The organism is Petropleomorpha daqingensis, assembly GCF_013408985.1.
Lineage (GTDB): Bacteria > Actinomycetota > Actinomycetes > Mycobacteriales > Geodermatophilaceae > Petropleomorpha > Petropleomorpha daqingensis.
Genome location: NZ_JACBZT010000001.1, coordinates 1375695 through 1396067, shown reverse-complemented (window position 1 = coordinate 1396067; position 20373 = coordinate 1375695). Strand labels below are relative to the sequence as shown.

General features: G+C 72.9%; 21 protein-coding genes. 14 read left to right on the top strand and 7 right to left on the bottom strand.

Features of this window, described 5'->3' with window-relative positions; genetic code table 11:
- Positions 1-58: 58 nt before the first annotated feature.
- Together GGQ55_RS06940 and GGQ55_RS06935 are read left to right on the top strand one after the other, a co-directional pair.
- On the top strand, positions 59-520 hold the full coding sequence (locus GGQ55_RS06940) for a MarR family winged helix-turn-helix transcriptional regulator (protein WP_179715725.1): 462 nt from the start codon (positions 59-61) through the stop codon (positions 518-520).
- Between the two features lie 46 nt (positions 521-566).
- Positions 567-2213: an MDR family MFS transporter gene (locus GGQ55_RS06935; protein ID WP_246323776.1), complete on the top strand. Its 1647-nt coding sequence runs from the start codon at positions 567-569 to the stop codon at positions 2211-2213.
- 54 nt (positions 2214-2267) lie between these two features.
- Here GGQ55_RS06935 and GGQ55_RS06930 read toward each other — a convergent pair whose 3' ends face one another.
- Positions 2268-2705, bottom strand: a complete 438-nt coding sequence (locus GGQ55_RS06930; protein WP_179715724.1) for an OsmC family peroxiredoxin — start codon at positions 2703-2705, stop codon at positions 2268-2270.
- 23 nt (positions 2706-2728) lie between these two features.
- Positions 2729-3184 carry a MarR family winged helix-turn-helix transcriptional regulator gene (locus tag GGQ55_RS06925; protein ID WP_179715723.1) on the bottom strand — a complete coding sequence of 152 codons (456 nt, stop codon included), beginning with the start codon at positions 3182-3184 and terminating at the stop codon, positions 2729-2731.
- 141 nt (positions 3185-3325) lie between these two features.
- Here GGQ55_RS06925 and clpB point away from each other — a divergent pair, with 141 nt between their 5' ends.
- The 5 genes from clpB to pyrE all read left to right on the top strand — a co-directional run bounded on the left by clpB (position 3326) and on the right by pyrE (position 9686).
- On the top strand, positions 3326-5914 hold the full coding sequence (clpB, locus tag GGQ55_RS06920; protein ID WP_179715722.1) for an ATP-dependent chaperone ClpB: 2589 nt from the start codon (positions 3326-3328) through the stop codon (positions 5912-5914).
- A 142-nt stretch (positions 5915-6056) separates the two neighbouring features.
- Positions 6057-6755 (top strand): DUF6264 family protein, encoded by a 699-nt coding sequence (locus GGQ55_RS06915; RefSeq protein WP_179715721.1) that lies wholly within the window; start codon positions 6057-6059, stop codon positions 6753-6755.
- A 34-nt stretch (positions 6756-6789) separates the two neighbouring features.
- Positions 6790-8448, top strand: coding sequence for a molybdopterin-dependent oxidoreductase (locus tag GGQ55_RS26780; RefSeq protein WP_218859193.1), 1659 nt, complete (start codon positions 6790-6792; stop codon positions 8446-8448).
- 32 nt (positions 8449-8480) lie between these two features.
- Positions 8481-9113: a fasciclin domain-containing protein gene (locus GGQ55_RS06905; protein WP_179715720.1), complete on the top strand. Its 633-nt coding sequence runs from the start codon at positions 8481-8483 to the stop codon at positions 9111-9113.
- A 24-nt stretch (positions 9114-9137) separates the two neighbouring features.
- Entirely contained in the window at positions 9138-9686 is a 549-nt protein-coding gene (gene pyrE, locus GGQ55_RS06900) for an orotate phosphoribosyltransferase (RefSeq protein ID WP_179715719.1), read from the top strand.
- Here pyrE and GGQ55_RS06895 read toward each other — a convergent pair.
- Complete coding sequence (locus tag GGQ55_RS06895; RefSeq protein ID WP_179715718.1) at positions 9683-10324, bottom strand: DedA family protein; 642 nt, start codon at positions 10322-10324, stop codon at positions 9683-9685. The two genes, pyrE and GGQ55_RS06895, sit on opposite strands and share 4 nt — an antisense overlap.
- A gap of 74 nt (positions 10325-10398) precedes the next feature.
- Between GGQ55_RS06895 and GGQ55_RS06890 the strand changes: the two genes are divergently transcribed.
- The 5 genes from GGQ55_RS06890 to GGQ55_RS06870 all read left to right on the top strand — a co-directional run bounded on the left by GGQ55_RS06890 (position 10399) and on the right by GGQ55_RS06870 (position 14187).
- Positions 10399-11835 carry an FAD-binding oxidoreductase gene (locus GGQ55_RS06890; RefSeq protein ID WP_366488895.1) on the top strand — a complete coding sequence of 479 codons (1437 nt, stop codon included), beginning with the start codon at positions 10399-10401 and terminating at the stop codon, positions 11833-11835.
- Positions 11832-12413 (top strand): pentapeptide repeat-containing protein, encoded by a 582-nt coding sequence (locus GGQ55_RS06885; protein ID WP_179715716.1) that lies wholly within the window; start codon positions 11832-11834, stop codon positions 12411-12413. The genes GGQ55_RS06890 and GGQ55_RS06885 overlap by 4 nt, the downstream gene beginning before the upstream one ends.
- 81 nt (positions 12414-12494) lie before the next feature.
- Positions 12495-13529: a class II fructose-bisphosphate aldolase gene (fbaA, locus tag GGQ55_RS06880; RefSeq protein ID WP_179715715.1), complete on the top strand. Its 1035-nt coding sequence runs from the start codon at positions 12495-12497 to the stop codon at positions 13527-13529.
- Complete coding sequence (locus GGQ55_RS06875; protein ID WP_179715714.1) at positions 13529-13951, top strand: DUF3151 domain-containing protein; 423 nt, start codon at positions 13529-13531, stop codon at positions 13949-13951. The genes fbaA and GGQ55_RS06875 overlap by 1 nt, the downstream gene beginning before the upstream one ends.
- A gap of 92 nt (positions 13952-14043) precedes the next feature.
- Complete coding sequence (locus GGQ55_RS06870; RefSeq protein WP_179715713.1) at positions 14044-14187, top strand: GPGG-motif small membrane protein; 144 nt, start codon at positions 14044-14046, stop codon at positions 14185-14187.
- Here GGQ55_RS06870 and GGQ55_RS06865 read toward each other — a convergent pair whose 3' ends face one another.
- From GGQ55_RS06865 to GGQ55_RS06855, 3 genes are all read right to left on the bottom strand, one after another.
- Positions 14188-14988: an ATP-binding cassette domain-containing protein gene (locus GGQ55_RS06865; RefSeq protein WP_366488892.1), complete on the bottom strand. Its 801-nt coding sequence runs from the start codon at positions 14986-14988 to the stop codon at positions 14188-14190.
- Positions 14985-16043: an ABC transporter permease gene (locus GGQ55_RS06860; RefSeq protein ID WP_366488891.1), complete on the bottom strand. Its 1059-nt coding sequence runs from the start codon at positions 16041-16043 to the stop codon at positions 14985-14987. The genes GGQ55_RS06865 and GGQ55_RS06860 overlap by 4 nt, the downstream gene beginning before the upstream one ends.
- A gap of 106 nt (positions 16044-16149) precedes the next feature.
- Complete coding sequence (locus GGQ55_RS06855) at positions 16150-16767, bottom strand: hypothetical protein (RefSeq protein WP_179715712.1); 618 nt, start codon at positions 16765-16767, stop codon at positions 16150-16152.
- A gap of 67 nt (positions 16768-16834) precedes the next feature.
- Here GGQ55_RS06855 and GGQ55_RS06850 point away from each other — a divergent pair, with 67 nt between their 5' ends.
- Positions 16835-18124: an adenylosuccinate synthase gene (locus GGQ55_RS06850; protein ID WP_179715711.1), complete on the top strand. Its 1290-nt coding sequence runs from the start codon at positions 16835-16837 to the stop codon at positions 18122-18124.
- Positions 18125-18169: 45 nt separating this feature from the next.
- Here GGQ55_RS06850 and GGQ55_RS06845 read toward each other — a convergent pair whose 3' ends face one another.
- On the bottom strand, positions 18170-19189 hold the full coding sequence (locus GGQ55_RS06845; RefSeq protein WP_179715710.1) for a glycerophosphodiester phosphodiesterase family protein: 1020 nt from the start codon (positions 19187-19189) through the stop codon (positions 18170-18172).
- A 107-nt stretch (positions 19190-19296) separates the two neighbouring features.
- On the opposite strand from GGQ55_RS06845, the gene rsgA reads away from it, so the two are divergent.
- A complete protein-coding gene (gene rsgA / locus GGQ55_RS06840; protein ID WP_179715709.1) occupies positions 19297-20331 on the top strand; it encodes a ribosome small subunit-dependent GTPase A in 1035 nt (344 codons plus the stop codon).
- The last annotated feature ends 42 nt before the right edge of the window (positions 20332-20373 follow it).

Sequence of the window (20373 nt, the reverse complement as noted above, 5' to 3'; positions counted from 1 at the left end):
TAGGACAACAAAAGCGTATGGTTGCCCAGAGCAAACATCTCCCCCGAGGACGCCCGCCATGCCCGTGACCCCCGAGACCTGTGTCCGGATCACCTCGACCCTGTCGCGGTTGGTCCGTGCCGGCCGGCACATCAGCGCCCGGGCGGCCGCGCAGATCTACGGCGACCTGCCGTCCTTCGGGTGGACCCTCCTCCTGCCGCTCGAGCGCGACGGCGAGCAGCGCTGCAGCGCCCTCGCCGCCCGCGCCGGCGTCGACGTGTCCGTGGCGAGCCGCCAGGTCGCGGCCCTGGAGCGGGCCGGTTACGTCGCGCGCCGCCCCGACCCCAGCGACGGGCGCGCCAGCCTCTTCTCCCTCACCGCGGCCGGTTCGGCGGCGCTGGCCGCGACCCGCGCCGAGCGCGCGCACTGGGCCGCCGCCGCCCTCGCCGACTGGGACGAGCAGGACGCCGAGCGGCTCGGCGAGCTGCTCGACCGGCTCCTCGCCGACCTCGAGGCGACGCCCGTGAGCGCCGCCGGCTGACCTGCGACACCGCACGCACGAACCCACCGAAGAAACTGGAGAACACTTGAGCACCACCGTGGCCGCGGAGGCGCCCGTCGAGCAGCAGGGGCGCATGACGCACCGCCAGATCCTGGAGGCACTCTCCGGGATGATGCTGGCGATGTTCGTGGCGTTCCTGTCCTCGACCGTCGTCTCGAACGCCCTTCCCACCATCATCACCGACCTGCACGGCACTCAAAGCCAGTACACGTGGGTGGTCGCCGCCACGCTGCTGGCCTCGACCGTCTCGACCCCGATCTGGGGCAAGTTCGCCGACCTGTTCAGCAAGAAGCTGCTGCTGCAGCTGGCGATCGTCGTCTTCATCGTCGGCTCGATGCTCGCCGGCCAGGCGCACTCGCCGAACGGCCTGATCATGTTCCGCGTCCTGCAGGGGCTCGGCCTCGGCGGGTTGCAGGCCCTCGTCCAGATCGCGATGGCCGCGATGATCAGCCCCCGCGAGCGCGGCCGGTACTCCGGCTTCCTCGGCAGCACCATGGCCGTGGCCACGGTCGGCGGCCCGCTGATCGGTGGCCTGCTGGTCGACACCAGCTGGCTCGGCTGGCGCTGGTGCTTCTACGTCGGCGTCCCGTTCGCCGCGATCGCCCTGGTCCTGCTGCAGCGCACGCTGCACCTGCCGGTCACCAAGCGGAAGGTCTCCATCGACTACCTCGGCGCCTCCTTCCTCACCGCCGGTGTCACCGGCCTGCTCATCTGGGTCACCCTGGCCGGCAGCAGCTTCGGCTGGGTCTCGGCCGAGACCCTCTGGTTCGTCGGCGGCAGCGTGCTCGCCCTGATCGCCTTCGTGATCACCGAGACGCGCGCGGCCGAGCCGATCGTCCCGCTGCGGCTGTTCCGCGAACGGACGACGACCCTCGCCGTGATCGCCAGCGTCGCGGTCGGTGTCGCGATGTTCGGCTCGTCGGTCTTCCTCGGGCAGTACCTGCAGATCTCCCGCGGCTACTCGCCCACGGCGGCCGGTCTGCTGACCGTCCCGATGGTCGGCGGGATGCTGGTCTCCTCGACGATCTCCGGCATCCTCATCTCGCGCTACGGGCGGTGGAAGCGGTACCTGCTGTCCGGGTCGATCCTGGTCGTCGGCGGCTTCGCGCTGCTCTCGGCGCTCGACCACCGCACCCCGATGGTGCTGCTGGGCGTCTTCCTGTTCATCCTGGGCGTCGGCATCGGCATGACCATGCAGAACCTGGTGCTCGCCGTGCAGAACACCGTCGCGGCGGCCGACCTGGGGGCGGCGAGCTCGGCGGTCGCCTTCTTCCGGAGCCTGGGCGGCACGATCGGCGTCTCGGTGCTCGGCGCGGTGCTGTCCAGCCACGTCACCGAGCTGATCCGGGAGGGCCTGGCCGGCACCCCGTACGCCGCCGCGGCGTCGTCCGGCTCGGGCAGCGTGGGGCTGGCCGACTTCAACGAGGCGCCCCCGGCGCTGCGGGCGCTGATCCAGGTCTCCTACGGCGACGCCACCGGCCGGATCTTCCTGATCTCGTCGCTGGTCGCGGTGGTCGCCGTCGTCGCGGTCGTCTTCATCCGCGAGGTGGCGCTGCGCACCCAGAGCGGCGAGCAGCGGCTGCAGACCGAGCGCACGCCGGCCGACGACGTCGACGCCGAGCTGGCCGCCCTGGAGGCCGAGGTCGCCGAGGTCGCCCCGACCCGCGCCTGACACAGCAGAAAGCGCGACTCCTGCCCGGCAGGAGTCGCGCTTTCTGCTGTTCGGTCAGCTCTCGAGGGCCGCGTCGAGGGTGATGGGGACGGCGGCCAGCGCCTTGCTCACCGGGCAGCCGTCCTTGGCCGTCCGGGCCGCCTGCTGGAAGGCGTCGGCGTCCATGCCCTCGACCTCGGCGCGCACGGTCAGCGCGATGCGGGTGATGGACAAGCCGGTGTCGTTCTGGCCGAGGGTGACCTCGGCGCTGACGTCGAGCGCCTGCGGGGTGCCACCGGCCTTGCCGATCTCGTTGGACAGCGACATCGCGAAGCAGGCGGAGTGCGCGGCGGCGATGAGCTCTTCGGGGCTGGTCGTGCCGCCGGCCTCGTCGGCGGCACGCTTCGGGAAGTTCACCTCGAACGTGCCGACCTTCGAGCTGGTCAGCTCGACCTGGCCGGATCCCTCCTGCAGCGTGCCGTTCCAGGCGGTGCGAGCGGTGCGGGTAGGCATGGGTGCCTCCTAGTGACGTCGGGTCAGCAGACCGCTTCGCCGCCGTTGACCCGGTCGACCAGCAGCCGCAGCCGCTGCTTCAGGTCGTCGAACTCGGCGGTGTCGAAGCCGATCGCCCCGATCATCGTCTCGGAGATGGGCAGCGCGCGATCGTGCAGCGCCCGGCCCTCGTCGGTGAGCGAGATGCTCACCGAGCGCTCGTCCTCGATCCGCCGGTGCCGGGTGACCAGGCCCGCCGCGGTGAGCCGCTTGAGCAGCGGCGAGAGCGTGCCGCTGTCGAGGGCCAGCTTCGTGCCGAGCTGGCCGACGGTCTGGTTGTCCTCTTCCCAGAGCAGCATCATGACCAGGTACTGCGGATAGGTGAGTCCCAGCTCGTCGAGCATCGGCCGGTAGCGGGCGGTCACCGCACGGGAGGCGGCGTAGAGCGCGAAGCACAGCTGGTCGTCGAGGACCACGCTCGGGGCCGGCAGCCGGTTCATGCCGCCGATGGTACGGCCCGGTCCGTGGTGCGTTATCACCTCGCATGCCAGAGACCTAGACTTGAGTGGAACAGACTCAACCTTGCCGTCGTTGGAAAGCGTGACAGTCCCGCCGTCCTGGAGAGGACACAGCCAGAGGCCATGGCACAGAGCAAGCTCACCACCCGTTCGCAGGAGGCCGTCACCGCCGCCCAGCGGCTCGCCGTCGAGCGCGGCCAGGCAGACCTGCAGCCCCTGCACCTGCTGTCGGCGCTGCTGGAGCAGTCCGACGGCATCGCCGCCCCGCTGCTCAAGGCCGTCGGGGCCGAGCCGGCCGACGTCCGCGCCAAGACCGAGGCGGCGCTCAAGCGCCTGCCCAGCGTCACCGGCGCGACCGTGCCGGCGCCATCGCCGTCCCGCGAACTGCTCCGCGTGCTGAACCTGGCCTCGGAGCAGGCCGGCGCGCTGGGCGACGAGTACGTCTCCACCGAGCACCTCCTGGTCGGCCTGGCCGACTCCGAGGGCGAGGCCGGCACGGTGCTGAAGAGCTCGGGGGCCACCCGCGACGGGCTCCTCGCCGCCTTCCGCACCGTGCGCGGCACCCGCAAGGTCACCAGCCCCGACCCGGAGAGCACCTTCCAGGCGCTGGAGAAGTACGCCGTCGACCTGACCGAGCGCGCCCGCGAGGGCAAGATCGACCCGGTCATCGGCCGCGACACCGAGATCCGCCGCGTGGTGCAGGTGCTGTCGCGCCGCACCAAGAACAACCCGGTGCTCATCGGCGAGCCCGGCGTCGGCAAGACGGCGATCGTCGAGGGCCTGGCCCAGCGGATCGTCGCCGGCGACGTGCCGGAGAGCCTCAAGGGCAAGCGGCTGATGGCGCTCGACCTCGGCGCGATGGTCGCCGGGGCCAAGTACCGCGGTGAGTTCGAGGAGCGGCTCAAGGCCGTGCTCCAGGAGATCACCGAGGCCGAGGGGCAGGTCATCACCTTCATCGACGAGCTGCACACGATCGTCGGTGCCGGTGCGGCCGGTGACTCCGCGATGGACGCCGGCAACATGATCAAGCCGATGCTGGCCCGCGGTGAGCTGCGGATGGTCGGCGCGACCACGCTCGACGAGTACCGCGAGCGGATCGAGAAGGACCCGGCCCTGGAGCGCCGCTTCCAGCAGGTCTTCGTGGGCGAGCCGAGCGTCGAGGACACCATCGGCATCCTGCGCGGGCTCAAGGAGCGCTACGAGGTGCACCACGGCGTCCGGATCACCGACGCCGCGATCGTCGCCGCCGCGACGCTCTCCGACCGCTACGTGACCGCGCGGTTCCTGCCCGACAAGGCGATCGACCTGGTCGACGAGGCCGCCAGCCGGCTGCGCATGGAGATCGACAGCCGCCCGGTCGAGGTCGACGAGATCGAGCGCGCCGTCCGCCGGATGGAGATCGAGGAGATGGCGCTGGCCAAGGAGGACGACCCGTCCTCCCTCGAGCGGCTGGCCGCCCTCCGCAGCGACCTCGCCGACCGGCGCCAGCAGCTCGACGAGCTGACCGCCCGCTGGCAGCAGGACAAGAGCGCGATCACCCGCATCCAGCAGATCAAGGAGGAGCTGGAGCGGATCCGCTCCGAGGCCGAGCGGGCCGAGCGCGACGGCGACCTCGCCCACGTGGCCGAGCTCCGCTACGGCCGCCTGCCGCAGCTGGAGAAGGCGCTCACCGAGGCGGAGTCGGCCGCTGAGCAGGCCTCCATGCTCAAGGAGGAGGTCGGCCCGGACGACATCGCCGACGTCGTGCAGGCCTGGACCGGCATCCCGGCCGGCCGGCTGCTCGAGGGCGAGACGCAGAAGCTGCTGCGGATGGAGGAGGAGCTCGGCAAGCGGGTCGTCGGCCAGCCCGACGCCGTCCGCGCCGTCTCCGATGCCGTGCGCCGGGCGCGCTCCGGTGTCGCCGACCCCGACCGGCCCACCGGCTCGTTCCTGTTCCTCGGCCCGACCGGTGTCGGCAAGACCGAGCTGGCCAAGGCGCTGGCGGAGTTCCTGTTCGACGACGAGCGGGCGATGGTCCGCATCGACATGAGCGAGTACTCCGAGAAGCACTCGGTGGCCCGGCTGGTCGGCGCCCCTCCGGGTTACGTCGGCTACGAGGCCGGCGGCCAGCTCACCGAGGCGGTGCGGCGCCGTCCGTACACCGTCGTCCTGCTCGACGAGGTCGAGAAGGCGCACCCGGACGTGTTCGACGTGCTGCTCCAGGTGCTCGACGACGGCCGGCTCACCGACGGTCAGGGGCGGACGGTGGACTTCCGCAACACCATCCTGATCCTGACGTCGAACCTGGGCTCGCAGCTGATCGCCGACCAGTCGGTGCCGGAGGACAAGCGCCGGCAGGCGGTGCTCGAGGTCGTCCGGTCGCACTTCAAGCCGGAGTTCCTCAACCGGCTCGACGACGTCGTGGTGTTCTCCGCGCTGGGCAGCGACGAGCTGGCCGGGATCGTCGACATCCAGATCGGCGTCCTGGGCCGTCGCCTGGCCGCCCGCCGGCTGACCCTCACGGTCACCGACGCCGCCCGCGAGTGGCTCGCGCTCAACGGGTTCGACCCCGTCTACGGCGCCCGCCCGCTGCGCCGGCTGGTGCAGTCGGCGATCGGTGACCAGCTGGCGAAGGCGCTGCTGGCCGGTGAGATCCGGGACGGCGACGAGGTGCTCGTCGACGCCGCGGAGGACTTCACCGGCGAGCCGGGCCTGACCGTCCGCCGCGCCTGAGCACCCACCGGGGCCGCCGGATCCTGACGAGGATCCGGCGGCCTCGTCGCGTCTGCCCCCGCCGACACGCAGGGGGCGGTGTGGCCCACGGCCGCGCGGGTCCACCATGATCCCGGGCTAGGAACGGACCAGGGGAGTGGACATGACTTCAGGGCAGGGTGGCTCCGAGCAGGAGCCGACGGGGCCCGGCCAGCAGGGGCAGGACGGCGGTCAGGGCTGGAATGAGCCCCCGTCGCAGCAGCCGCCGTCGTACCCGGCCGCCCCGCCGGCGTACCCCGCGGCTCCTCCGGCCGCGCCGCCGTCCTATCCGCCGGCTCCCGGCGCCGCGCAGTGGGGTGGCGCCGCGCCGCGGCCGGTCGACCGGCCGGTCACCGTCCGCGCGGGGATCGGCGCGTTCATGGCGAACCTCATCCTGGGCGTCATCGGCGCGATCGTCACCTTCACGCAGCTCGACGACCTCATCAACCAGGCGCTGGCGGCGGCCCGGGCCCAGGGGCAGACCGTCCCCGACACCCTCACGCACGACACCGTCCGCGCCGTGATCCTGGTCGGTTCGATCGTCGGTCTGGTGATCCTCGGCCTGGAGGCCATGTTCGTCTGGTTCGCCTGGAACGGCCGCAACTGGGCGCGGATCGTGCTCTGGGTGATCGGCGGCTTCGGGATCATCAGCGGGCTGTTCACCGTCTTCGGCGGCGGCGCGACCTCATCGGGCTTCCTCGAGGCGCTGAGCATCATCCAGTTCCTGCTGGTCCTGGGCGGGGTGATCCTGCTGGCCCTGGCGCCGTCCAACGAGTGGTACCGCTACCGGCGGTGGCTGCGGGACACGGGGCAGACCCACTGAGCATCCGAATGCGCGTGACGCGCGAATCTCCGACGTGACCACCACCGAGCAGACCCCGGCGGCGCCGGCCGGGGTCCCGGCTCCGGCCGGCCCGACCCGGCGGTGGCAGCGGCGGCTGCTCGCGGCGCTCGCCGGGCTGCTCGCGGCCGCGGTCGGCCTCGGCGTGGGCCAGCTCGTCTCGGGCTTCATCCGCCCGGCGGCCGGTCCGGTGGTCGCCGTCGGCGACGCCGTCATCACCATGACGCCGGAGCCGGTGAAGAGCTTCGCCATCCGGACGTTCGGCCAGAACGACAAGAACGCCCTGGTCATCGGCACGCTGATCCTGCTCGCGCTGTACTCGCTGCTGGTCGGCCTCGTCGGGCTGCGCTCGCGGCGGCTCGGGGTCCTGGGGGTCGTGCTCTTCGGGGCGGTCGGGGTCGTCGCGGCGCTGACCCGGCCGGCCGGAAGCGCCTGGGACGCCCTGCCCTCGGTCGTCGGGGCGGTCGCGGCGGCCGTCACGCTGCTCGCCCTGCTCCGGCCCCTCACCCCGGCCGCCGCCCCGGCCGAGCCCACCGACGACGAGGCCGTGATGGAGCGGCTGCGCGGCGTCCTCACCTCGACCGACCGCAAGGGCGCGGGGCTCGACCGCCGCCGGTTCTTCGTGCTCGGCGGGGTGGCGCTCGGCGTCGCCGCGGTGACCGCGGGCGGTGGGCAGCTGCTGCGCCGGCGCTTCGACGTCGCCGACGCCCGCGGGGAGATCCGGCTGCCCACGCCGTCGTCCCCGGCGCCCCGGCTGCCGCAGGGCGCCGACCTCTCCACGCAGGTCGACGGCCTGACCCCGCTGTTCACCCCCAACCGCGACTTCTACCGCGTCGACACCGCGATCACGGTGCCGCAGTTGCGGCCGGCGCAGTACCGGCTGTCGCTGACCGGCATGTTCGACGCCCCGCACACCTACACGCTCGACGACCTGTTCAACCGCGGCGACCTCATCGAGCGCGACGTCACCCTCACCTGCGTGTCCAACGAGGTGGGTGGCAACCTCGCCGGCACCGCCCGCTGGCTCGGCGTGCCGCTGGGCGCCTTCCTGCGCGAGAACGGCGTCCGGTCGGGCTCCTCGCAGCTGATCTGCCGCTCGTCGGACGGCATGACCATCGGCACGCCCACCCGGGCGGCGCTCGAGACCCCCGACGCCATGCTGGCCTTCGGCATGAACGGCGAGCCGCTGCCGGTGGAGCACGGCTTCCCGGTGCGGATGGTCGTCCCCGGTCTCTACGGCTACGTCTCCGCCTGCAAGTGGCTGACCCAGATCGAGGCGAGCACCTTCGACGCCTTCGACGCCTACTGGGTCCAGCGCGGCTGGGCCCCCCAGGGCCCGATCAAGACGGCGGCGCGGATCGACACCCCGGCCGCGCTTCGGCCGGTCAAGGCCGGGCGCCGCGCGGTCGCCGGCGTCGCGTGGGCCCAGGGCCGCGGCATCTCCAAGGTCGAGGTGCAGGTGGACGGCGGGGAGTGGCAGGAGGCCCAGCTCTCCCCGGAGTCCGAGGCCGACATCTGGCGGCAGTGGATGCTGCCGGTGGACCTGCAGCGCGGCATGCACCGGATCACCGTCCGGGCCACCGACGGCACCGGGCAGCTGCAGACCCAGGACCGCGTCGACCCCTATCCCGACGGCGCCAGCGGCTGGCACTCGCTGCAGGTGCTGGTCAGCTGATCGCCCGGACCCGACAAGGAGCACACCCGACCGTGAAGCGCATCCCCCGCGCCGTCCTGCCGGTGGCGGTCGCCGCGGCGCTGACCGCCTGCACCTCGGACAACGGCTCGAGCAGCGCCTCCGGATCGAGCACCAGCTCGGCGGCCGACGGCTCCGCCTCCTCGACCAGCGCGGCCTCGGACCAGCCGTTCGGCGCGGGGTGCGCGCAGATCCCCGCCGAGAGCTTCGCGGGCATGGCCACCGCGCCGGTCGCGACCGCGGCCGCGAGCAACCCCGTGCTGACGACGCTGGTCCGGGCGGTCACCACCGCCAACCTCGTCGACTCGCTCAACAGCCAGCAGGACATCACCGTTCTCGCACCCGCGGACGCGGCGTTCCAGGCGGTGCCGGCCGACACGCTCAACGCCGTCCTGGCCGACGTCCCCCAGCTGACCTCGATCCTGACCCACCACGTCATCCAGGGCCGGCTCGCGCCCGACCAGCTCGCCGGCCAGCAGACGACGCTGAACAACGACACGGTGACGATCGAGGGCTCGGGGGAGAACTTCACGATCTCCGGCGACCAGACCGTGACCGGGCAGCCGGCGACGGTCATCTGCGGCAACGTGCCGACGGCCAACGCGACGGTCTACGTCATCGACCAGGTGCTCAAGCCGCAGAGCTGAGCGGGCTCAGTAGGGTCGGGAGCCATGGCCCCCTTCGCACCCGACCGTGACCGCCTGCTCGAGCTGATCGTCGAGCTGGCAGTGGTGCACGGGAAGGTGACGCTGTCCTCCGGGCGCGAGGCCGACTGGTACATCGACATGCGCCGGCTGACCCTGCACCACGAGGGCGCGCCGCTGGTCGGCCGCGTGATGCGGCAGCTCACCCGTGACCTGCGCTACGACGTCGTCGGTGGGCTGACCCTCGGGGCCGACCCCGTCGCCACGGCGATGCTGCACGCCGCCGCCGACGGGGAGGGCTTCCTCGATGCCTGCGTCGTCCGCAAGGCGGGCAAGGCGCACGGCTTGCAGCGGCGGATCGAGGGCCCGGACGTCGAGGGCCGCGCCGTCCTGGTCGTCGAGGACGTCTCGACCACCGGCGGCAGCCCGCTGACCGCCGCCGAGGCGCTCCAGGAGGCCGGCGCCGAGGTCATCGGCGTGGCCGTGATCGTCGACCGCGGCGGGCGGGCCGCCGTCGAGCAGGCCGGCTTCGAGTACCGGGCCGCCTACGAGCTGGCCGATCTGGGCCTGAGCTAGGCGCGGTCGGCGGTCGTCTGCGCGCGGGCGGCGCGGCGCCGGCCACGGAGCAGCTCGATCGCGATCGGGACGACGGAGACCACGACGATCCCGATCGCGAGCAGCTCGATGTTGTTCTTGATCCACTCGACCTGGCCCAGCCAGTAGCCGAGGGCCACGACGCCGGCGCCCCACAGGATGCCGCCGATCACCGAGTAGAAGGCGTAGACGCGGAAGTTCATCTTCGAGGCGCCGGCCATGACCGTGGCGAACGTGCGCACGATGGGCACGAACCGGGCCAGCACGATCGTGCGAGCGCCGTACTTGTCGAAGAAGCCGTGGGCCTTCTCCACGTACTCGGCCTTGAACAGCCGCGAGTCCGGCTTGTTGAAGATCGCCGGCCCGGCGCGGAAGCCGATCCAGTAGCCGACCAGGTTGCCCGCGATGGCGAACACCGGGACGAGGGCCAGCAGCACCCACAGCGGCACGAACGACACGTTGGCCAGGCCGCCGGCGGCCACCAGGCCCGCCACGAACAGCAGCGAGTCACCGGGCAGGAAGAAGCCGATCAGCAGCCCGCACTCGGCGAAGATGATCGCGAGCAGGCCGATCAGCCCGAAGGTGGTGATCAGGTGCTGCGGATCGAGGAAAGAGCCCACGAGGACCCACGGTACGGACCGATCCTGTCCATGGCCTGAGACGAATCGCCCGTCCTGAGTCGTACGGTATGGCTGTGACCACGACGACGTCGACGTGGGCCGCCGAGTTGTCGGCGGCGCTGGGCGAGCAGAACGTCCTCACCGATCCGGACGTGACCGCGTCCTACGCCCGGGACCAGGCGATGCTGGCCGAGGCCGGCACGCCGGCCACGGTCGTGTTCGCCCGCTCCACCGCCGACGTGGTGGCGGTGATGCAGATCGCCTCCCGGCACGGGGTGCCGGTGGTCCCGCGTGGCGCGGGGTCGGGCCTGGCCGGGGCGAGCAACGCCGTCGACGGCGCGATCACGCTGGTGATGACCCGCATGGACGCCGTCCTCGAGGTCTCCCCCGCCGACCGGCTGGCCGTCGTCCAGCCCGGCGTGGTGAACAAGGCGTTGCGCGACGCCGTCGCCGGTGCCGGGCTGTTCTACCCGCCGGACCCCTCCAGCTACGACTGGTGCACCATCGGCGGCAACCTCTCGCAGAACTCCGGCGGGCTGTGCTGCGTCAAGTACGGCGTCACCACCGACTACGTGCTCGGCCTGGAGGTCGTGCTCGCCGACGGGCGGGTGCTGCGGACCGGACGCCGCACGGTCAAGGGCGTGGCCGGCTACGACCTGGCCCGGCTGTTCGTCGGCTCGGAGGGCACGCTCGGGATCATCACCGAGGCGACGCTCGCGCTGCGCCCGGCCCCGCAGCCGCCGGTCACCCTGGTCGCCACGTTCGCCACCACTGCGCAGACCGGCCAGGTCGTCGAGAACGTGGTCACCGGTGGCCTCGTGCCCAGCCTGCTCGAGGTCATGGACAACACCTGCATCTGCGTGGTCGACGACCTGCTGCACGCCGACCTCGACCGCGATGCGCACGCGCTGCTGGTGGCGCAGTCCGACGCCGGCGGGGAGGCGGCCGTCCGCGAGATCGAGGCGCTCGCCGAGCTGTGCCGCGCGGCCGGCGCCGACCTGGTGCACACCACCGACGACCCCGCGGAGGGCGACCTCCTGCTGGCCGCCCGGCGGATGGCCCTACCGGCGTTGGAGCAGCTGGGCAGCACGCTCATCGACGACGTCGCCGTCCCCCGCTCGCGGATCGCCGCCTTCCTCGACGGGTGCGATGCCATCTCCGCTGCGCGCGAGCTGACGATCGGCGTGGTCGGGCACGCCGGCGACGGCAACATGCACCCGACCATCTGCTTCGACCCCACCGATCCCGACCAGCGGACGCGTGCGTTCGGCGCCTTCGACGACATCCTCGAGCTCGGCCTCTCGCTGGGCGGCACGGTCACCGGCGAGCACGGCATCGGCTCGATCAAGGTCGACTGGCTGGAGCGCGAGGTCGGCCCGGTCTCGCTGTCGGTGCACCGCGCGATCAAGGACGCGCTGGACCCGCAGGGCCTGCTCAACCCGGGCAAGGTGCTGCGCCGGGCGCACGTCGGCGACCTGGCCGTCGCCGACGCCCTGGTCGGCCGCGCGTGACGGACGACGTCCGGGGCGCCGACTGGTACGGGGAGGACCTCTCCGGCCGCGAGTACACCGGGACGGCGTTCAGCGGGGTCGACCTGTCCGAGACCACCGACGAGGGCGCCGTCTTCACCGACTGCACGTTCCACGACTGCCGGTTCAACGGCTCCCGGCACACCGAGGCCGCCTTCCTCAACTGCACGTTCACCGGCTGCTCGTTCTTCGAGGCCGCGTTCGACAACTGCAAGCTGGTCGGCAGCCGGTTCGAGCGGTGCTCCTTCGGGCTGCTGACCGTCACCGGCGGGGACTGGTCGTTCGTCGGCCTGGCCGGGGCGGACCTGTCGAAGGTCAGGTTCCGGGGCGTGCGCCTGCGCGAGGCCGACCTGGCCGGCGCCCGCTGCGCCGAGGCGGTGCTCCGCGACGCCGACCTCTCCGGCGCGGAACTGCACCAGGCCGACCTCTCCGGCGCGGACCTCCGCGGCAGCGACCTGTCCACGCTCGACCCGGGCGACGTGACGCTGCGCGGGGCGACCGTCGACATCGCGCAGGCCGTCGTCCTGGTGACCGCGCTGGGGCTGAAGGTCGAGAGCTGATCAGGGGAGTGCCACGGCGCTCACCCCGCGCGGGATACTGACCGCGAGTTCCCGGATTCCGCCGAGCGAGGAGTGCCCCGGATGCCCATCGCGACCCCTGAGGTCTACGCCGACATGATCCGCCGCGCGAAGGAGGGCGGGTTCGCCTACCCGGCGATCAACTGCACCTCGTCGGAGACGGTGAACGCCGCCCTGCGCGGGTTCGCCGACGCCGGCAGCGACGGGATCATCCAGTTCTCCACCGGCGGGGCCGAGTTCGCCTCGGGCACCAAGGTGAAGGACATGGTCACCGGCGCGGTCGCGCTGGCCGAGTTCGCGCACGTCGTGGCCGAGAAGTACCCGGTCAACGTCGCGCTGCACACCGACCACTGCCCCAAGGACAAGCTCGACGGCTACGTCCGGCCGCTCATCGCGCTGTCCAAGGACCGGGTCGACGCCGGCCAGGAGCCGCTGTTCCAGTCGCACATGTGGGACGGCTCGGCGATCGACCTGCAGGAGAACCTGCAGATCGCCGAGGAGCTGATCGACAAGTGCGCGGCCGCCAAGATCGTGCTGGAGCTCGAGATCGGCGTCGTCGGCGGCGAGGAGGACGGCGTCGCGCACGAGATCAACGAGAAGCTCTACACCGCCCCCGGCGACTTCGTGGCCACCGCCAAGTCGCTGGGCCTCGGCGAGCGGGGCATCTACCTCCTGGCCGCGACCTTCGGCAACGTGCACGGCGTCTACAAGCCGGGCAACGTCAAGCTGCGCCCGGAGGTGCTCAAGACCGGTCAGGAGGTCGTCGCCCAGGAGTTCGGTCTGGGGGACGGCGCCAAGCCGTTCAACTTCGTCTTCCACGGCGGCTCGGGCTCGGCGCAGTCGGAGATCCGCGAGGCGCTGTCCTACGGCGTGGTGAAGATGAACGTCGACACCGACACCCAGTACGCCTTCACCCGCCCGGTCGCCGGGCACATGTTCAGCAACTACGACGGCGTGCTGAAGATCGACGGCGAGGTCGGCAACAAGAAGGCCTACGACCCCCGCAGCTACCTCAAGGCCGCCGAGACCGGCATGGCCGCGCGCGTGGTCGAGGCATGCGAGGACCTGCTGTCGGCCGGCCAGTCGCAGGGGGCCTGATGACCCACTCGCACGGCAACCTGCTCGGCGAGCCGCCGGCCACGCTGCTGCCGGCCAACGAGGAGGCCGACCGGGAGCTCGCCCAGGGCATCCCGGCGGCCGAGGTCGCGGCGCACCACCCGACCTCCAGCGCGGCCTGGGCGGCGCTGGCCGAGGCCGCGATCGACCACCCCGAGCGGCAGCTGGGCGACGTCATCCAGGCCTACGCCTACGCCCGCACCGGCTACCACCGCGGCCTCGACGCGCTGCGCCGCAACGGCTGGAAGGGCTACGGCCCGGTGCCGTGGTCGCACGCGCCCAACCGGGGGTTCCTGCGCTGCGTCACGGTGCTGGCGCGGGCGGCGGAGGCCATCGAGGAGACCGACGAGCAGGAGCGCTGCACCCAGTTGCTGCGCGACTGCGACCCGTCGCTGGCGCCCTGACAGGGTCCGCAAAGGTTTGACCAGCGCTTTCCTGGGAAAGTAGCCCGTCGTCAGGAGCGGGGGCACCGGGCACACCTCACCAGGGAGCGAGCATGGTCACCCTTCTGTGGATCATCGCGGTCATCCTCGTCATCGCGGGGATCTTCGCGATCATCCGAGGTCAGCTGCTGTGGGGCATCGTCCTCATCGTCGTCGGCCTGCTCGTCGGCCCGGGCGGGGTCAGCATCTTCACGTAGTCACCGTTGGCCCAGCTCCGGGTGGAGGGCGGTCAGTGCCGCGGTGAGCGAGCTCAGCTCCTCGCCGCCGGCCATCAGCCGGGTCAGGTCGTCGGCGTCGACGTCGTCCCGGGTGAGGCTGCCCGCCACCTGGCCGCGGGCCAGCAGCAGGAAGCGGTCGCCCACGAGGTGCGCGTAGCGCGGGTTGTGGGTCACGAAGACCACGGCCATGCCCTGCGCGCGGGCGGTCACCACCGACTGCAGCACCAGGGTGTTCTGCGCGACGGTCATCGGTGCCGTCGGTTCGTCGATGACCAGCGCCCGGGCGCCGAAGTGCATCGCCCGGGCGACCGCGAGGCTCTGCCGCTCGCCGGCCTGCAGCGCGCTGGCCGGCTGGTCGGGGTCCAGACCGGTGACGCCGACCCGCGCCATGGCCCGCACCGTGGTCGCGCGGGCCTCGTCGAGGTCCAGCCGGCGCAGCGGCCCCACGCCCCGGGTCGGCTCGGCGCCCAGGAAGAAGTTGCGCCAGACCGACAGCAGCGGCGCCACCGCGAGGTCCTGCCACACCGTGGCGATGCCGGCCGCGCGCGCCTGGCGCGGTGACCGGAAGCGGACCGGCCGGCCGGCCACGAGCAGCCGGCCCTCGTCGTGCCGCCGCAGGCCCGACAGGACGGCGACCAGCGTCGACTTGCCCGAGCCGTTCTCCCCCATGACGCAGGTGATCTCGCCGGCGCGCAGCGCCAGGCTCAGCCGCGCCAGCGCCGGCACGTTGCCGTAGCGGACGGTCAGCGACTGCAGCTCGACCACCGGGGGATCGGTCACGACCTGGGCACCGCCTTGAGCCGCCGCCGGACGACGCCGCTGGCCAGCAGGGCGACCAGCAGCAGGACGCCGAGGAAGGCCTGGAACCAGCGCTGGTCCCAGCCGGCCAGCGCGATGCCCTGGCGCACCACGGCGTAGAGCAGTGCCCCGATCGCGGCGCCGATCGCCGACCCGTAGCCGCCGGTGAGCAGGCAGCCGCCGATCACGGCCACGACGATGAACTCGATCTCGCTGCCCAGCCCCGGCGCGACTTGGACGCCGGCCAGCCGGACCAGACCCAGCGTGCCGAGCAGCCAGCCGGCCGTCGCGGTGGCGCAGAACAGCGTCACCGTCGTCCACCCCACCGGGACGCCGAGCTCCCGGGCGGCGCGGCGGGCGCCGCCGGTGGCGAAGATCGCGTTGCCGAACCGCGTCCGCCACAGCACCCAGACGGCGAGCGCGGTCACCGCGACCCACCACAGCACCGAGACCCGGAACCGCCCGGCGCCCAGCTGCACCGTCGAGCCGAAGACGGCGACGGCGGAGTCCCAGCCGCTCGCCGCGTCGAGGCCCTCGATCCGCGCCGACCCCGCCACGAGGTGCGTGCCGGCGAGCGTGGTGCCCTCCAGCACGAGGAAGGTCGCCAGGGTCACGAGGAAGCTGGGCAGCCCCGTGGACACGACCAGCAGGCCGTTGAACACACCCACCACCAGCGCGCAGAGCAGCGAGACGGCCAGCGCCGGCCAGATGCCCCACCCGGCCTCCCCGACGAGCAGCGCGGTGACCAGCGAGCTGGCCACCGCCACGACGCCGACCGAGAGGTCGAACTGCCCGGCGATGAGCAGCAGCGCCACGGGCACGGCGCCGATCCCGATGAGCGCGGCGATGTCGAGGATGCTGGCCAGTCCCCCGGCGCTGAGCAGCCCGGGTGCCTGCACGCCGAAGAACACCAGCACGACGACGAGGCCGACGAGGGCGGCGAGGCTGGGGCGGGCCAGCGCGCGGGCGAGCAGTCGCCGGCCGGGCGGGACGGTCGCGCGGGCGGGGCCGAACGCGGGCAGGTGGTCGGCCGTCACCGGCGTGGTGAGCAGGTCGGGGGAGAGGGCAGCGGGACCTCCATGCTGAAGTCTCGGGAGGGCTCCAGTGTCCACGAACCCGCTGTGCCCGGCGGCGAGGGGCGCGTCAGGGGGTGAGGCACCAGCGGACGAGGTCGTCGGCGAACCACGTCCAGCGGGTCACCGCGCGCGGGAACGGCACGCCGTCGCGGGTGATCCGTGCGGGATCGCTGGCCACCTGCAGCCCGCGGCCCTTCGTCCGGCGGACCGGCCGCAGCGGGATGGTCATCACCGAGACGCCGATCGTGTCCACCGCCGTCCACTCGGGGCGCACGTCGATCCGGGTGATCGGGCCGTCGGCCACCTTCATGTCGTCGTGGTAGGCCTGCAGCCCCAGCCGGCGGCCCAGCCCGCGGCGGGGATCCTCGCTCCACGGCTCCAGCCGGCCGTGGTGCAGCAGCACCCCGCCGTGGTCGTCGCGCACCAGGCTCAGCGATCGCTGCTTGCCCGTGCCGATCTCCAGGGCGCGGGCGAGCGCCCCGGAGGCGGTGTCGTCGGCGGGTTCCCAGGCGACCGGGACGTCGGCGGTCCGGCCGGCCTTGAGCAGGGCCGTGAGGACGCCGGCGAGCGCGGGGACCGGACCGCGGACCAGCACCGATCCCGCGTCGACGACCCCCGCGACGTCGTCCTTCTCGGGTGCTGTCCCGGGCGCCAGACCGCGCAGGTCGAGCTCGACGCGGGGCATGCGGCTACCCTGCCACCTGCCAGCCGGGACCGGCCGGGAAGCTCGCGCGAGGAGATGACAGGAGCCGATGCCGGCAGTCGTGCTGATCGGTGCCCAGTGGGGCGACGAGGGCAAGGGGAAGGCCACCGACCTGCTCGGGGGCCGGGTGCCCTACGTCGTCCGCTACCAGGGCGGCAACAACGCCGGGCACACCGTGATCACCCCCGACGGTGAGCGCTACGCGCTGCACCTCATCCCCTCCGGGATCCTGACGCCGGGCTGCACCCCGGTGATCGGCAACGGGGTGGTCGTCGACCCGGAGGTCCTCATCGGCGAGCTCGCCGGCCTGGAGGAGCGCGGGGTCGACACCTCGCGGCTGGTCATCTCGGCCGACGCGCACCTGATCATGCCGCACCACCGGGCGCTGGACCGGGTCACCGAGCGGTTCCTCGGCAAGGCCAAGATCGGCACGACCGGCCGCGGGATCGGGCCGGCGTACGGGGACAAGGTCGCCCGCGTCGGCATCCGCGCCGCCGACCTGCTCGACCTCGGCATCCTCCGGCAGAAGCTCGAGGCGGTGCTGCGCGAGAAGAACCAGGTGCTGGTCAAGGTCTACAACCGCCGCGCCATCGACCTCGACGAGGTCGTGGAGGAGTACACCGGCTTCGCCGAGGCGCTCAAGGAGCGCATCGTCGACACCCGGCTGATGCTCGGGCGGGCGCTCGACGCCGGCGAGTGGGTGCTGCTGGAGGGCTCGCAGGGGACGCTGCTCGACGTCGACCACGGCACGTATCCGTTCGTGACGTCGTCCAACCCGACCGCCGGCGGCGCGGCCGTGGGCTCGGGCATCGGTCCCACGCGCATCCAGCGCGTGGTCGGGATCCTCAAGGCGTACACGACCCGCGTCGGGTCCGGCCCGTTCCCGACCGAGCTGTTCGACGCCAACGGCGAGTACCTGCGCAAGCAGGGTGGTGAGGTCGGCGTCACGACCGGCCGCGACCGGCGCTGCGGCTGGTTCGACTCGGTCGTGGCCCGCTACGCCAGCCGGGTCAACGGGATCACCGACTTCTTCCTCACCAAGCTCGACGTGCTCTCCGGGCTGCCGACGGTGCCGATCTGCGTGGCCTACGACGTCGACGGCGTCCGGCACGACGAGATGCCGATGACGCAGACCGAGTTCCACCACGCCACCCCGGTGTACGAGGAGCTACCGGGCTGGTTCGAGGACATCCGGCACTGCCGGAGCTTCGAGGAGCTGCCCGCCAACGCGCAGGCCTACGTGCGGCGTCTCGAGGAGCTGTCCGGGGCGCGGATCAGCGTGATCGGCGTCGGCCCCGGCCGCGACGAGAACGTCGTCGTCCACGACCTGCTCGACTGAAGCGGAGGCTGAGCGCGCAGGTTTCCTGCGCGCTCAGCCTCCGCATCAGGCGGCGACGAGCTCTTCTCGGGCGCGGAGCGCGATGTCGGGCTGGTCGGTGATCACGCCGTCGACGCCGAGGGCCAGCAGCAGGCGCGCCTCGCCCTCGCCGTCCCCGAGCGCCGCCGGGTCGGTGCCGCGGCGCAGGTGGCGGGGCAGGTAGGCGTTCTCGGCGCGCAGCGTCCACGGCAGCACCGAGAGACCCGCGCGGTGCGCCTCGTGCACCAGCCCGGAGATGCCCACGAGCGTCTGGTCGGCGTCGCGCCGCAGGATGCGGTGCCGGCTGGGGGCGATCCCCTGGGCGTACGTGGAGATCTCGCGCAGGCCGGCGGGGGAGACCAGGACGTCGTCGTCGGGGACGTCGTCGACCAGCTGCAGCATCTGCGGGCCGTCGTCGCCGAGGTCCTCCCGGAGGCGGCGCAGCGCCGGTGCGTCGAACGACTGCAGCACGACCGGGCCCTCGGCGCCGGCGGCGTCGAGCCGGCGCAGCTCGGCGGCGACCAGGTCGGTCATCGGCAGGCCGTGCTCGGCGGCCCAGGTCGGCTTCTTCAGCTCGGCCAGCACGCGCACCTGGCGGTCGGCGGTCGAGCGGTCGCGGACCAGGGCCACGACGTCGGCCAGGGTCAGGATCCCGAACTGCCCGTCGTAGGCGGTGTTCAGCGGTCGCAGGGCCGGCATCCGCTCCACGGCGCGCAGCGTGCGCAGCTCGTCGAGGTCGAAGTCCTCGGTGAACCACCCGGTGCGCTCGACGCGGCCCACCCGGCGGGTGGTGCGGCGCTCGGCGAACTCGGGGCGCTCGGCGACGTCGGTCGACCGGGACAGCTCGTTCTCGTGCCGCACGACGAGGGCGCCGTCACGGCTGACGACGACGTCGGGCTCGACGAGATCGGCGCCGAGGTCGAGCGCGAGCTCGAAGCTGGCGAGCGTGTGCTCCGGGCGGTACGCGCAGGCGCCCCGGTGACCGACGACGAGGGCGCGGGGGAGACCTGTTCCCGAGCTCGTACTCGGAACCGCGGGCGCGGACATGACTGTCAGAACACCTGACCAACCTGAATGGACGGCGAATTGCGGGCGGTGTTTTCCCGTCCTAATTCGGACGACAACGTCATGACCTGCAGGGCAGAGTCCTTTCCGTGATCTTTCTCTCATCGCTCGGCTGGACGCCGGACCGCGAGGCGCAGCTGCCGGCCGGCACCGAGGCAGCCCGCGTCGCGCGGGTCGACCGCGGCCGGCTGACGGTGCTCACCGCCGACGGCGAGCGCCGGGTGCACCCCGCGGCGGCTCTCCACGACGAGGCGGGGGTCGAGTCCCCGGCGGTCGGGGACTGGGTGGCGCTGCGCGGGGAGCTCGCCGTCGCCGTCCTGCCGCGCCGGTCGGCGTTCACCCGCACGGTCTCCGGGCGGACGTCGACGGCGCAGGTGGTCGCCGCCAACCTCGACGCGGTGCTCGTCGTCGACGCGCTCGCCGGGGAGACCCGGCTGCGCCGCGTCGAGCGCTACCTGGCCGTCGCCTGGAGCAGCGGCGCGACGCCGGTCGTCGTCCTGACCAAGGCCGACCTGTGCGACGACGTCGCCTCCGCCGTGGCCGAGGTCGCCGAGGACGCGCTCGGCGTCGAGGTGCTCGCGGTCAGCTCGGTCACCGGGGAGGGGTTGGACGCCGTGCACGCCGTGCTCGGCCCCGGCCGAACGGCGGCGATGGTCGGCCCCTCCGGCGTCGGGAAGTCCAGCCTGGCGAACGCCCTCGCCGGCCGGGCGGTGGCGCCGACCCGGCAGGTTCGCGAGAGCGACGGCCGCGGCCGGCACACCACCACCGCGCGCGAGCTGCACCTGCTGCCCGGCGGCGGCCTGCTCGTCGACACCCCGGGGATGCGCGAGCTGGCGCTCTACGACGACCTCGACGGGGTCGACACCGCCTACGCCGACATCGTCGGGCTCGCGGCGCAGTGCAGGTTCCGCGACTGCGAGCACCGCACCGAGCCCGGCTGCGCGGTGGCCGCCGCGATCGACGACGGCACGCTCGACCCCGGGCGGCTGCTGGCCTGGCGCAAGCTGCAGCGGGAGGCGCACCGGCAGCTGCTGCGGGTCGACGCCCGCGCCCGGGCCGAGGAGCGGGCCAGGACCCGGGCGTTCTTCCGTGCGATCCGCGACCAGCCCAACCGGGTGCGCTAGTCGTCCGCCCACCCCGTCGCCCCCGCGACCTGCTCGGTAGGT